Below are 13,509 nucleotides of genomic sequence, written 5' to 3'. Positions count from 1 at the left end.
CCGTTACGCTGATGGTACAGGGAACGACGTCAGATGCCGGAAAAAGTCTGCTGACCACTGCGCTCTGCCGGATATTTACCCAGGATGGTTATAGAACGGCCCCCTTCAAATCCCAGAACATGTCGCTTAATTCTTACGTCACGTGGGACGGGAAGGAAATCGGCCGGGCACAGGGCATGCAGGCTGACGCATGCGGGATAGCGGCTACGACGGATATGAACCCGATTCTGCTGAAGCCGAAAGGGAACATGACTTCACAGGTTGTGGTGCATGGAAAACCGCTGCGGGATTATGATGCAAGGGCTTACAGGGAAGAGTATCTCGCTGAGGCTGGGAAGATTGTGCAGGACGCTGTCGGGAGATTAAGGAATGAATATGAAGTGGTTGTTCTGGAGGGAGCCGGAAGCCCTGTAGAAATTAACCTGAAGGACCGGGAAATCGTGAACATGAGAATGGCAGCTTGGGCGGAAGCACCCGTACTGTTAGTCGCAGACATTGACAGAGGAGGGGTGTTCGCATCAATTGTCGGCACTATGGAGCTCCTGGAACCGCATGAGCGGGAACGGGTTGCCGGGTTTGTCATTAATAAATTCCGGGGGGATGTTTCTCTTCTGCAGCCGGGGCTGGATTTTCTGGAAAAGAAGACCGGTAAGCCGGTGCTTGGTGTCATTCCCTACCTTGAAGCGCTTGGCCTGGAGGATGAGGACTCGCTTTCGCTCGACAGCCGGCTGGCCAGAGACGGATTCGGCGGCAGCGGCAGCAGGCCAAGCGCAGGGGAGTTTGCAGGGCAAGCGGGCTGCGATTCACTTGAGAAGCTTGATATTGCTGTTCTTCGTCTGCCGCGCATCTCGAATTTTACCGATATAGATCCGCTGTATTATGAACCGGATGTGCGGATTCGGTATGTGACAGAGACGTGTGATTTTGGACAGCCGGACGCTGTGATTATACCCGGAAGCAAGAATACGGTAGAGGACTGGCTATTTCTACAGGAGTGCGGTCTGGCTCAAAGGCTTGTTGAATACGCTAGTGCCGGAGGCTTGGTGGCCGGAATCTGCGGGGGATACGAGATGATGGGCAGCCGCCTACTTGATCCTATGAAGGTGGAATCGGATAAGGAAGAGACGGCCGCATTGGGATGGTTTCCGTTCTCGGTAGTATTCGCCGCTGACAAGAGAACGGTCAGGGTGAAGGGTGAGGCTCAGCTGCCGGGCTGGCAGGAAAAGCATTCTATTGCGGGATATGAGATTCATATGGGTGAAGTGCGGAGTGAAGGGGATTACGCCCGGCCCTTCATACTTGCACGAGAGGAAGAACCGCTACGGGCAATGAGCGGGCAGTCGCAATATGAATCCGCTTATGCTGAAGGGGCGGCTAGCGGGGACGGCAGAGTCTGGGGTACCTTCATCCATGGTGTCCTGCACAATGACGATTTTCGCCGAGCTTGGCTGAACGAAGTGCGGGCAGCAAGGGGGCTGGGGCCGCTTAAGCCGCTGCTGCGGTTCAGAGAGCGGCGTGAAGCCGCGTTCGACCGTTTGGCAGACCATGTGAGGCGGCATCTGGACATGGAAGTTATTTATAACATTACGGGACTTGGGAGGAAATTATAATGCAGCCCTTTCGCTCCGGACGCTTATATCATGCAGATTGCTGGCCTGACCTTACATTCACGCTCAAGGAAGACGCCATTAGTGTGAGCGGAGCCGGGAGGCTTGATTGCGCCAGCAGTGCCATTCTTAACGGCGGTTTCTATCAAGCGGATACGTTTGTTAACCGCCGGGTAGCGCTTGACTTTGACTGCTCGGACCCTGTAACGGATTTGCGGCATTATCTAAACGCGCAGGGAGTGGATGCTTCCCGTACAATCGGGCTCCTGACTGCTGCGGACTTGACCCGGGCATCGGTTCAAGAAGCCAGGGGGGATGGCTTCAGGATGGTTGTATGCACAACTGCCGGACTGGGCAACGCAGCTAAAGCAGGGATTCCCCGCACCGTCTTTCCATCCTACCGCCCCGGTACGATTAATACGATGATTTTTTTGGATGGCCTATTCTCGCCTGCCGCCATGCTGAACCTTATGTGTACGGCTACTGAAGCCAAATCCTCGGCATTGTGGGATCTGGGTGTCCAGGATGCGGAATCAGCGGGCAAGCTGGCAACAGGCACAACGACCGATGCGCTTGTCGTGGCTGCCACCCAGAGCCGGACATACGGCTTGGAGCATGTCTATGGCGGGACTGCGGCGGCAGTCGGGCATGCGGCCGGCAGGCTCGTGTATCTGACTGTCAAAGAATCCGCTTCGTCTGCCGATAAATAAAGGGCATCGAAAAAGGCATCAAACATACATCTAACTTACATCTAAGATACATCTAAGGGGTAGCAATTGTTCATGAATAAATACCGGGATATGCTAATCACAGATCTTGTCCGCCAGCTTGAGATATGGCTGGAGGAATCAGAGTCCGTACCGGATGCTGAAGTCCATAGGCTGCTGCACACGGTCATAGGAACGGCGGGAACGATTGGACTGGTTGATCTACAGGAAGCAGCCGAGCAGCTGATGGAGAAGCAGAAGGATAACAACGAAAAATGTTGGATGCCCGCTGAACTGCGGACCTTCCTGGTAGACATTATAAAGATTGTATACAACTATCATGATAATGAAGAGCTGCGTATGGACGGTGATGATTTATCGCCTGCCGTAATTGATAAGGACAAGCCACTCGTTCTAATTTTGGACGATGATATAACATTTCTTATGTATTTGAAGGAGAAGCTCGAGCAGTGCGGCTGGGTCGTGGTGGCTACCCGCAGCCCTGATAAAGCAATATCCTATTTTCATAACTTGAATCCTGATTGCTTTATTATTGATTACTTCCTGCCTGAGACGAACGGGTTGCGGGTAATGGAATCGATTCAGGATATTATCCGAAAGCAGCTCGCGTCAACGATCATGGTCAGTGTGGACAACGACAGGGAGACACGGCTGAATGCCTTCCGGATGGGTGCTGATGATTTTCTACATAAACCGCTTGATTTGGAAGAACTAATTATTAAGCTTCAGCGGAAGTTCGAGAAAAAGCGCTGGATCAATCAGTCGCTCTTTATAGATGAGCTGACAGGGGCCTATAACCGGAAATATCTGTCCGACCATTATGCGAAGCTTCAGCTCGAGTACGAACGCAGCAAGAAGCATTTCTCGCTTGCCGTGCTCGACCTGGATCACTTCAAACAGATCAACGATGCCCACGGACATTTGATGGGCGATTATGTTTTGTCCCAGTTTGCTGAATATATGAAGGCCAACATGCGTCCCACGGATGTCTTTACGCGTTATGGGGGCGAAGAGTTTGTGCTGCTTCTGGACCAGACGGGGGGCACCGAAGCGATGCAGATCGTCGAGCGGCTGCGCAAGGGCTTTGAACGGCTGGTCTTCACCTCGAATTCGGAGCGTTTCCCGGTCACATTCTCCGCTGGTGTGGTGGAATACTTCGGCGAGCACACGGAGATGAAGGACTGGCTGTCCTGGGCTGACCAGGCGCTGTACATAGCCAAGAGGAAGGGCCGGAACCGCTCTGTAATGGCGGATTCGAACAGTCTGGAGATGCAGGGATGTGTGCTCCGTGTAGCGGTCATTGATGATGACCCGATTGTGCGGACCATGCTGGCGGAGAGTCTGAAGGGTCTGCTGGGCCAGTTGGTGAATGCCGACATTCGGACTTATAGGGGTGGAGAATCGTTCTTCGAGGATGAATGGCACACAGGCGGCGATTCCTACTTAATTGTGCTCGATGGCATGCTGCAGGGAATGGACGGGCTCGAAGTATTGGAACGAATCCGCAGAATAGCGGAACCATCCCGTTATCTGGTGATCATGCTGACCGCAAGAGGCAGCGAAGAGGATATCGAGAGAGCGCTTGATCTGGGAGCGGATGATTATATGACAAAGCCGTTTAGTCTGGAGGAGCTGAAATCTCGGATTATCCGACTGGCAGGCTAGTGGGATTGACAGCATGATGACATATTGAAACAGATTAGGAGGGATTATGTGCTGAGAATAGCCCGGATTCCAAGCTGGCCGGGAGCCAGCCCTTTTTGAGCGTCTTGAAGAACTGCATGAGCATAATTTTGATTGGGTGTGGGTGGACTTCGATATGCCGTCTGCCGATGAGACTGAACTGCTCGATACCCATTCCCATTTTCATCCGCTGGCGATACAAAATTATTCCAGTAACGTTAAGAAAACCTTAAGCAAGCCTTAAACATTCTTATAAAGCGATCACGATCGGGACAACGGCTGAGCATCTCGTGTATAGTGGGAATAAAGCCGTATTTTTGTGTGGATAAGGAGAGCTGAAGGATGTTGAACCGCCGGATATTAATCGTAGACGACGATCGGGAAATTGCAGAGCTGATTGATATATATCTGCGAAATGAAGGTTATATGACCGAGCTGGCGCATGATGGACAGCAGGCTTTGGAGGTGTTCGAGCGGCAGCCTGCCGATCTGGTAGTGCTTGATATTATGATGCCGCATATCGACGGTCTTGAAGTGTGCAGAAGGCTCAGACGTGAAGCAAGCATTCCAATCCTGATGTTAAGCGCCAAAGCGGAGGATATGGACAAAATACTCGGTCTGATGACCGGGGCGGATGATTATATGGTAAAGCCGTTCAACCCTCTAGAGCTGGTTGCGCGCGTAAAGTCGCTCCTAAGACGTTCGTTCCAGTATAGTGCGGCGGGGCCTGTGGAGAAGGAAGAGACGGGCATTGTACGACTGGGTCCGCTGCGGATTGACAAGACCACACATTCTGTCCATGCCGACGGCCGGGCGCTGCATTTGACATCTACAGAATTTGGCATCCTGCATTTGCTGGCTTCATCTCCGGGCAGAGTATTCAGCGCAGAGGATATTTTCCAGCAGGTGTGGAAAGAAAAGTACTTCGAATCCAACAACACGGTCATGGTCCATATCAGCAAGCTGCGGGACAAGCTCGAGCAGGAGACAGGGGATAAGCTGATCGTAACCGTATGGGGAGTTGGTTATAAAATTGAAGGCTAACAAAACGAACGGCATGATGCTGCGCTTCATCGGTCAGCTTATCCTGAGTGTAATTTTGTCGGTTGTTACGGTCTACTCAATGCAGATCCTGGGTGAACGGGTAACGCGCGATATATATTTTGCCCGTTCGTTCGCGCTGGAGGTGCTGCGCACCTTTGGTGAAGGCTTCGTGATCCTGGCCAGCTGTGCGTTCTTCTTCGTGATGTATCTGTGCTTATTCCAGTGGAGATGGTACCGGTATGTAAACGAGATCAATGGCTCGGTCATGCATATTGCCGAAGGAAACTTCGATCATAAGGTTCCGGTTAAGCAGAACAATCCGCTGGGCGACCTTGCTTTTTATACTAACAGGCTGGTCACCCAGCTTCGCAAATCTCTTGATGAAGAGCGCAAGGCAGAGCAGACCAAGAACGAGCTGATAACGAATGTTTCCCATGACCTCAGGACGCCGCTCACCTCTATTCTCGGGTACTTAGGTCTGGTAGAGCAGGATCGATACCGCGATGAAGTGGAGCTCCGTTATTATATCCAGATTGCACACGACAAGGCGCGGAGAATGAATGTGCTGATCCAAGACCTGTTTGAATATACGCGTATGCGTCATGACAGTGTGCCGCTGCGGCGGCTGCGGTTCAATCTGGTTGAAATGCTGGGCCAGCTGCTGGTTCATTTTCGGGTTACGCTGGATGAAGCGGGCGTAAAGGGCAATTTGCGTGCTGGTGCCCAGCATGTCTATGTGTTCGGGGACCCTGACAAGCTGGTGCGGGTCTTTGAGAACCTGCTTCATAACGCGGTGACATACGGGAAAGACGGCGGGCGTGTCGAAGTGGAGATCCGCACCGTGCTGCAGGAAGCGGTCGTTGAAGTAATCAATTATGGCGATCCCATCCCAAGTGTGGATCTTCCCCACATCTTTGACCGGTTTTACCGGGTGGATAAGTCCCGCGCGGAGCATACCGGCGGCTCGGGACTTGGGCTTGCTATTGCCAAGAGCATCGTCGAGCGTCATGGCGGAACAATCAGAGCGAGCAGTGATAGTGCCCAAACGGTGTTCGAGGTCCGTCTTCCGCTGTATAACGAGAATCAGGAGCAAGACCATTAGATGCTTCTCGCTCTTACGCCGAATGAGCATCGTATGATGCCGGATTCTGTCCAAAATAATAGAACGATAAGGCAATCTTAAGAATTTCTTATGAATTGGTTAGCCTCTTCTTAAATCTCCTCCTCTACAATGAATAGTATCAACGAAGAGAACGATAGCCTAATTATTGGGCTGCAGGCAGTTGGATCTATGCATTGGGATGGGGAGAGTGAAGGGGATGTTGAAGCAGGCGGCCATGCTGCTGTGTGTAGCTGCCACGGCAGCTGTAGGTTTTAAATGGGTATCGGCGGAGCCGGCCCTATCGGCGGAGATGAAGCCCGAAATAGCGGCCGCATCGGCTATTCTCATAGATGCAGATTATGGTACCGTATACTATGAAATGAATGCCGATGATGCGCTGCCCCCGGCCAGCATGTCGAAGATGATGACGGAGATCATCCTCCTGGACCGGATCAAGGAAGGCGCTATCGCATGGAATGATAAGGTGACAATAAGCCCCTATGCCGCTAATGTTGCCGGCGCTGAGATGGGAGCTGAGGAAGGTCAACGGCTGACTGTAGAGGAGCTTTTTGCAGCGATGACAGTCCATTCGGCTAATGATGCCGCAGTGGCACTGGCCGAGCATGCAGCGGGTACGGAGACACAGTTTGTGGAATGGATGAATGAAAAGGCGCAAGCAATCGGCTTGTCCAAGCAGGCATTCTTTGCCAATGCGACCGGCTTGTCGTCGGCTGACTTGATCCGATTTCCGCAGGCGGCTTCCCTCGAAGAAACAAGCTTGACAGCCAGGGATACGGCTAAACTGGCGGCTTATCTGGTTAAAGTCCACCCGAAAGTGCTGGATGTAACCAAACGGAGTGAGGTTACGGTTGACCAAAGCCGTATTGTCTTGCGTACAACAAATATGATGCTTCCCGGTGAAAACCATGCTTACAATGGGAATGACGGGCTTAAGACGGGTTATACACAACGTGCGGGCTACTGCTTCACAGGCACTGCAGAGCGCAATGGTAAACGCCTGATCGCCGTTGTCATGGGGACGCCCAATAGTGACGCACGGTTCACCGAGACAGAGAAGCTGTTCCGTTACGGATTCGGGCGGAAATCAGCGGACAGCTGGCAGGCCATGCTGAGAGCAGTACTTATTAACCATAATTAGAGACCGGCGGCGCACGAGCATTCGTGGCTGCCGGTTGTTTTTTGCTTACGCGATTATTACAATGGACAAATAAACAAAACTATGCCTTGCACAGGAGTGATAGAAGCAAGTGGAAAAGGTAACCAGCAGACCAATCCGTAATTCTGCCCGAGCGGTAATCATTCAGGACGGCTGTGTGCTGCTCACCAAAAATAAGGATGCAGACGGCTTCTTCTACCTGTTTCCCGGCGGCGGTCAAGAGCATGGAGAGGAGCTTCGGGACGCAGTCATGCGGGAATGCATAGAGGAGACGGGGATGCCCGTCAAGGTGGGAGACCTAATTCATATACGGGAATACATTGGCCGCAATCACGAATTTGCGGAGACGGATGCTGACATCCATCAGGTGGAGTTTTATTTCATGTGCGAGCGGGAGACGGATGGGCCCGAACCGGTAATGAACGGAGATCTGCCGGATTCTTATCAAGTAGGCGTCGAGTGGGTAGAGCTTGAACGGCTGGGAGACATCCGCCTGTATCCGGCAAGTCTCGGCGACAAGCTTGCGGGGAAGAGGGCGCTGCCCTGTTACATGGGAGATGTGAACTAGGCTGGCTGGCCGGCCTTGGAATGGCTAGTGAGAAGAGGGGAAACGAGATATGCTGCAATCTGATTTGCCAGTGGATGCGGTGCTGCCGGAGCTGACATCAGCTCTTGCCAGGACGTCCAATGCCGTTCTGGTAGCGCCTCCGGGAGCGGGAAAAACGACAAGAGTGCCGCTTGCTCTGCTCCATCAGCCTTGGATGTCCGGCAAGAAAATTCTTATGCTGGAGCCAAGGCGTATGGCTGCCAGATCAGCTGCGCATTATATGGCGTCAAGTCTGGGGGAGAAGGTCGGCGGGACAGTCGGCTACCGGGTGCGAATGGACAGCCGAACAAGTGTACATACACGGATAGAGGTCATAACCGAAGGGATACTGACCCGGATGCTGCAGTCGGACCCGGCAATTGAAGAAGCGGGGATTGTCATCTTCGATGAATTTCACGAACGCAGTCTTCAGGCGGACCTTGGGTTAGCGTTATGTCTGGAAGCGCAGCGAGTTTTACGGGAAGATCTTCGCCTTCTCGTCATGTCCGCAACAATTGAAGCGGAGCCGGTTGCCAGACTGATGGGCGGCGCCCCCGTAATTATTAGTGAAGGAAAGAGATTTCCGGTAGAGACCCGGTATTATCCGCGGCAGGGAACCGCCGAACAGCTCGAACAGCACACGGTCCGGGTTATCGAGCACGCACTTGCACATGAAGCGGGCGACATTCTGGTCTTCCTGCCGGGTGAAGGTGAAATCCGGCGGGTACAGGGTCTGCTGTCCAGCCGCGGGCTTCCGGATACCGAGGTGCTTCCGCTTTATGGGGCACTGCCCCAGGAGGCGCAGGAGAAGGCACTGGCACGGGCAGCCGCTGGCAGGCGGAAAGTCGTGCTCTCCACTTCTATTGCAGAGACGAGTCTGACGGTAGAAGGCGTCCGGGTGGTAATAGATGCGGGGCTTATGCGGGTACCGCGTTTCTCCCCGCGTACGGGCATGAGCAGATTGGAGACCGTACAGGTGTCGGCGGCGTCTGCCGAGCAGAGAAGAGGGCGCGCGGGCAGGCTGGGTCCTGGTGTGTGTTACCGACTCTGGACAGAAGAGCAGCATCAGCATCTAGAGCCAAGTGGTAAGCCGGAGCTAATGGAGACGGATTTGGCTTCGCTTATGCTGGAGCTTGCCGCTTGGGGTACGCCTGACCCGGCACAGCTGTCATTCCTCAATCAGCCTCCCGCGGGTGCTGTTAATCAGGCAGGCGAACTGCTCAAGCTGCTGGGCGCTGTGGATCAGGGAGGTCTGCTGACCATACATGGTAGACTGATGGCGGAGCAGCCGCTGCATCCGCGGCTTTCGCATATGGTGTTGCGGGCCAAGGAGCATGATGAGCAGCTTGGCGTACTGGCTTGTGATCTGGCTGTTCTGCTTGCCGACCGGGATGTTCTGCGCTGGAAGCAGAAAGATTCTGCTGAAGCGGACATCGTTCTGCGACTGCAGGTGCTTAGAGCGGCCGGCCAAGGAAATGAAGGGATATTCCGGGGCGGACTGGCAGATCTAAAAGCCGCCAGCCGGCTTGTTCAGGAAGCCGCGCGTCTTAAACAAAGCGTGGGATTGCCGCAAGCCCTTAGTGATGGGAGCCTTGATCATATGAGCGGTGTGCTGATGGCTTTTGCATACCCTGACCGAGTGGCCGTGCCCCGCCGCAGTGGAATTGAAGGTTATCAGCTAAGCGGGGGCAGAGGTGCGGTCATGCGGCCGGTGCAACCCCTCTCGGCAGCTCCAATGCTGGCTGTGGCCGAGATTGATGACACCGGATCAGCCGGACGCATCCGTCTTGCGGCCTGGCTGGAGCCAGAACAGCTGGAGCGATATTTTGCAGAATCCATTAACGAAACGAGATCCGTGTTCTGGGATTCACAGACGGGAACCGTCCGGGCACGGTTATACAGAATCTTTGGCTCTATAATATTGCAAGAGAAGACACTTGCCAGACCGGAGCCTCATGAGGTTGCAGCAGCTTTGATGGAAGCGGTTAGAACGGAAGGGCTGGACATTCTACCGTGGACCAAGACAGCGAAGGCATACCGGCAGCGGTTAGCCTTCCTCCATCACGTGGATGCCTCCTGGCCGGATGTATCGGACGAAGCACTGCTGGAGCGGCTGGATGAATGGCTGCTGCCTTTTTTGGACGGTCTTGGCAGCCGCCTTGACCTGCAGCGGCTCCAGGTTCAGCAGGCCCTGGAAGCTCTGCTTCCTTGGGACAAGCGCCAACGTCTGAATGAAGGCGCACCCACGCATTGCACCGTTCCAAGCGGGTCACGTATACCGATCGATTACAGTGAACCGGCTTCGCCGGTCGTGTCGGTGAGGCTGCAGGAGCTGTTCGGACTTCACACAACGCCGGTCATTGGTTTCGGCCGTGTGCCTGTTACGATCCATCTACTGTCTCCAGCCAGCCGCCCGGTGCAGGTGACACGCGATTTGGCAAGCTTCTGGCGCAATACGTATCACGAGGTGAAGAAGGATCTTAAGGGACGCTACCCGAAGCATTACTGGCCAGATGATCCGATGACAGCCGTACCTACCAGCCGGGCCCGGCCAAAGCAGCAGGGGTAGTGCAGTGAGCGCAAATCTGATGGTTTGCAGGCAGCATGCTATATGCTCTGCTGTGTTTGGATGTCTAGTTAAGGTTACCTTAGAATGGCTGCGCCTCAGGCTGTATACATTGGACTGCATTGTCCATATTAACAACTGGGTTACGCGGAAAGGAGGGGGAACCATGACATCGAACCATAAGCAGGAACAGGCTCAAAACTCGGCTGAGCATGCGCATTGCGCTGTAATGCAGGCGGAGGAGCACCCGTCCGAACGAATGATCGACCAAGCTTCGCATTCGCTTGTACATGCCGAGGCGGCTATGCATCAAGCCGATGAGGCAGGCTCCGGACAATCGATGGAGGCGACCAAGAGTCAGCTGCGGAAAGACCGCAACCGGCTTGAGGGCAATTAATTGATTAATTGACTAATTGATTAATTGATTCAGGCAGCACAACCTTTATCCTTCTAACAAATAAGCCGGTCAAGCCACTGCTAAGTGGTTTGACCGGCTTCATTATTGTAACGACTGTTGAGCGGTTAACGGCTGCGGCCTTTGCCTGAAGGTTTGCCTGACGGGCGGCCGCCGCCCCTCCGGGATGAATCGCTCCCGCGTCCCGCAGTTTTCCCGCCGCCGCGCACGGAGTCGCTGCCACGGCCGGCGGGTCTGCCAGCGCCGCGGGCATCATCGCGACCGCGCCCGGCAGGTCTACCAGTGCCGCGAGCAGATTCGCCGCGCTCAGCGAATCCGCCAGCGCCGCGGGCATCATCGCGACCGCGCCCGGCAGGTCTGCCAGTGCCGCGAGCAGATTCGCCGCGTTCAGCGAAGCCGCCAGCGCCGCGGGCATCATCACGACCGCGCCCGGCAGGTCTGCCAGTGCCGCGGGCAGATTCGCCGCGCCCAGCTGTTCTGCCGGCACCCCGGCGAGCTTCACCGCTTCGTTCGCCGGAGCGTCCTGCAGCATCTCTGCCGCTGCGGGCAGGCTGCTTGCTCCGGCTGGCGCGAGGTGCGCGCTCTGCTGCTTCAGGACTGAAGTCGTCATCAGCTGAAGCAGGTCCGACACCAAAATCGGAGCTCGACCGGCGCTCCAGCCTTGCGTCAACCGTCCTTTCAATGGAAGCGAGCTTCTGCCTGTCGCGAGGCGAGAACAGCGTGATCGCCATCCCCTTTTGCCCTGCACGACCTGTTCTTCCAATCCGGTGAATATAGCTTTCCCCGTCGAGTGGAATATCATAGTTGTAGACGTGGGTGACTCCTTCCACATCGATACCACGGGCTGCTACATCGGTAGCAACAAGCAGCTGCAGCTTGGCGCTGCGGAAGCGGCGCATAACCTGCTCCCGCTTGGCTTGTGTCAAGTCGCCATGCAGCTCGTCTGAGAGGAGGCCGTGCTCCTGCAGTGCTTCATTCAGATTTTTGGCCCGAACCTTTGTCCGGCAGAAAATCACGGCCAGGTAAGGACGATGCTGCTGGATCATAGCGAGCAGGGTGTCCTGCTTAGCTCTGTCGGTTGTTTCGACAGCCAGCTGCTTGATGCTTGTCAAGGTAACCTGCTGCGTGCGAATCCGGATATCCTCCGGGCTCTTCATATAACGCTTGGCAAGTCTCCGGACGGCATCGGGCATAGTGGCGGAGAAGAGCATCGTCTGCCTTCGTTCGGGCGTTTGCATGATCAGCTCCTCCACCTCGGTCAGGAAGCCCATATGCAGCATTTGGTCTGCTTCATCCAATACGAGCATCGATACGTCGGACAACCGGATCGTACGGCGCCGGAGATGATCAAGCAGCCTTCCGGGTGTCCCGACTACGATGTGAGGTCGGCCTTCCAGCTTACGAATTTGCGCCTCGACGTCTTGTCCTCCGTAGGCGGCCAGAACATTAGCAGATACAACCGAAGCCAATTTATTAAATTCCTGCGTAATCTGCAGGGCGAGCTCGCGTGTGGGAGTGAGAATAAGCGCCTGAACATGACTGTTGTCTGGCCGAATCTTCTCTAGAATTGGCAGGGCAAATGCAAGTGTCTTGCCGGTGCCTGTCTGGGCCTGTACAATGGCATCTGCACCAGACAGAAGCACCGGGATAGCACTTGTCTGAACCGGGGTTGCCTGCACAAGTCCGTGCTGGCGAAGCTCATCCGTCAGTTCTTTCCTGACGCCCAGCCGGTCAAAAGGGGTGGTCATGGGTTTGATTCCTCTTTTCGGTTTTGTAAATTAGCATGATTCCCCTAGTATACCAGTTTGCGCAGGAAAAAACAGAAATCGCGTCAATTTGATTTTTATACGTGTTATTTCACTATCGGCCAGACATCAGCAGATTATTGACCAAAGTATTCGATATCGCCGCGGTAAGCTTCGTAAGCGGCCGAATATTCCATCGTCCTTGCCACCTCATTAATGAAGTCTTCCCCAAATCCGGCACGCCGGAGCAGGTGAAAGCCAAGCTCCATTCCAGAGGCAATTCCGCCAGCGGTAATGAAGCGTCCGCTGTCCACCACGCGTGCCCGGCTGATTTTGCAGGCCGGTGCGATATCCGCAAGCCGGTCGATCGGTACTTGGCCCATATTGGATGCTTCCAGCCGATCGGGCTCCTTGCGGTTGGTTGCAGCGAGGCCGTCCAGCAGTCCCATAGCACCGTAAATCCAGGAACCGGTGCAGACACTGCTCAGCAGAACATCCTCCGGGAGGCTCTTGATATAGTTGTGAAGCCTTCCATTGTATAACTCTTGGCGGGTGCCGAAGCCGCCCGGGATCAGGAACGCGTCAAAGTTCGGCTGATCCTGGAAGCTGTACGAAGGCCAGACGGTCATACCTGCCTGTGTCTGGACAGGCCTCATGCTGTCTGCAATCAGAAATGCGTCCAGTCCAGGCTCGAAGCGGCGTGCTACGGAGAAGACGCCGTAAGGAGCCGCGTAGTCAATAATTTCTGCATCCTTAAAGACATAAATCCCCAATCTAAACCCATTGTTAGCCATCGTATTCACTCTCCGTTACGTTCCATTATTCCGTTCCGCGGTCGGTAGTTATACGATATCAC

11 protein-coding genes are annotated in these 13,509 nt (G+C 54.5%); 9 read left to right on the top strand and 2 right to left on the bottom strand.

From position 1 onward, the window contains the following. Positions 1–11 precede the first annotated feature (11 nt). From L1N82_RS14355 to L1N82_RS14315, 9 genes are all read left to right on the top strand, one after another. On the top strand, positions 12–1,610 hold the full coding sequence (locus tag L1N82_RS14355; RefSeq protein ID WP_235288229.1) for a cobyric acid synthase: 1,599 nt from the start codon (positions 12–14) through the stop codon (positions 1,608–1,610). Continuing rightward, positions 1,610–2,317, top strand: coding sequence for an adenosylcobinamide amidohydrolase (locus L1N82_RS14350; protein ID WP_235288123.1), 708 nt, complete (start codon positions 1,610–1,612; stop codon positions 2,315–2,317). The genes L1N82_RS14355 and L1N82_RS14350 overlap by 1 nt, the downstream gene beginning before the upstream one ends. 72 nt (positions 2,318–2,389) lie before the next feature. Further along, positions 2,390–4,000 carry a diguanylate cyclase gene (locus L1N82_RS14345; RefSeq protein ID WP_235288122.1) on the top strand — a complete coding sequence of 537 codons (1,611 nt, stop codon included), beginning with the start codon at positions 2,390–2,392 and terminating at the stop codon, positions 3,998–4,000. 360 nt (positions 4,001–4,360) lie between these two features. Further along, positions 4,361–5,062, top strand: coding sequence for a response regulator transcription factor (locus tag L1N82_RS14340; RefSeq protein WP_235288121.1), 702 nt, complete (start codon positions 4,361–4,363; stop codon positions 5,060–5,062). Beyond that, a complete protein-coding gene (locus L1N82_RS14335; protein ID WP_235288120.1) occupies positions 5,052–6,164 on the top strand; it encodes a sensor histidine kinase in 1,113 nt (370 codons plus the stop codon). The genes L1N82_RS14340 and L1N82_RS14335 overlap by 11 nt, the downstream gene beginning before the upstream one ends. A gap of 217 nt (positions 6,165–6,381) precedes the next feature. Continuing rightward, on the top strand, positions 6,382–7,323 hold the full coding sequence (locus L1N82_RS14330; RefSeq protein WP_235288119.1) for a D-alanyl-D-alanine carboxypeptidase family protein: 942 nt from the start codon (positions 6,382–6,384) through the stop codon (positions 7,321–7,323). Positions 7,324–7,432: 109 nt separating this feature from the next. Beyond that, complete coding sequence (locus tag L1N82_RS14325) at positions 7,433–7,909, top strand: NUDIX domain-containing protein (protein WP_235288118.1); 477 nt, start codon at positions 7,433–7,435, stop codon at positions 7,907–7,909. Between the two features lie 49 nt (positions 7,910–7,958). Beyond that, on the top strand, positions 7,959–10,496 hold the full coding sequence (gene hrpB / locus L1N82_RS14320; protein WP_235288117.1) for an ATP-dependent helicase HrpB: 2,538 nt from the start codon (positions 7,959–7,961) through the stop codon (positions 10,494–10,496). A 163-nt stretch (positions 10,497–10,659) separates the two neighbouring features. Beyond that, the gene (locus tag L1N82_RS14315) at positions 10,660–10,890 is read left to right on the top strand and encodes a hypothetical protein (RefSeq protein WP_235288116.1); all 231 of its coding nucleotides are present in this window, start codon (positions 10,660–10,662) and stop codon (positions 10,888–10,890) included. Between the two features lie 125 nt (positions 10,891–11,015). On the opposite strand, the gene L1N82_RS14310 is transcribed toward L1N82_RS14315, so the two are convergent. Together L1N82_RS14310 and L1N82_RS14305 are read right to left on the bottom strand one after the other, a co-directional pair. Continuing rightward, a complete protein-coding gene (locus tag L1N82_RS14310) occupies positions 11,016–12,656 on the bottom strand; it encodes a DEAD/DEAH box helicase (protein ID WP_235288115.1) in 1,641 nt (546 codons plus the stop codon). A 134-nt stretch (positions 12,657–12,790) separates the two neighbouring features. Further along, positions 12,791–13,447, bottom strand: coding sequence for a DJ-1/PfpI family protein (locus L1N82_RS14305; RefSeq protein ID WP_235288114.1), 657 nt, complete (start codon positions 13,445–13,447; stop codon positions 12,791–12,793). Between the last annotated feature and the right edge of the window lie 62 nt (positions 13,448–13,509).

This window comes from Paenibacillus tarimensis (genome assembly GCF_021532315.1).
GTDB classification, from domain to species: Bacteria; Bacillota; Bacilli; order Paenibacillales; family Paenibacillaceae; genus Paenibacillus_I; species Paenibacillus_I tarimensis.
Note: the sequence above shows the minus strand (reverse complement) of the source record. Positions and strands in the feature narration are given on the sequence as shown.

Coding starts and splice junctions, on each gene's coding strand:
- L1N82_RS14310 (WP_235288115.1), bottom strand. CDS start 12,656: ATGACCACCCCTTTTGACCGGCTGGGCGTCAGGAAAGAACTGACGGAT.
- L1N82_RS14350 (WP_235288123.1), top strand. CDS start 1,610: ATGCAGCCCTTTCGCTCCGGACGCTTATATCATGCAGATTGCTGGCCT.
- L1N82_RS14330 (WP_235288119.1), top strand. CDS start 6,382: ATGTTGAAGCAGGCGGCCATGCTGCTGTGTGTAGCTGCCACGGCAGCT.
- L1N82_RS14305 (WP_235288114.1), bottom strand. CDS start 13,447: ATGGCTAACAATGGGTTTAGATTGGGGATTTATGTCTTTAAGGATGCA.
- L1N82_RS14340 (WP_235288121.1), top strand. CDS start 4,361: ATGTTGAACCGCCGGATATTAATCGTAGACGACGATCGGGAAATTGCA.
- L1N82_RS14315 (WP_235288116.1), top strand. CDS start 10,660: ATGACATCGAACCATAAGCAGGAACAGGCTCAAAACTCGGCTGAGCAT.
- L1N82_RS14355 (WP_235288229.1), top strand. CDS start 12: ATGGTACAGGGAACGACGTCAGATGCCGGAAAAAGTCTGCTGACCACT.
- L1N82_RS14345 (WP_235288122.1), top strand. CDS start 2,390: ATGAATAAATACCGGGATATGCTAATCACAGATCTTGTCCGCCAGCTT.
- hrpB (WP_235288117.1), top strand. CDS start 7,959: ATGCTGCAATCTGATTTGCCAGTGGATGCGGTGCTGCCGGAGCTGACA.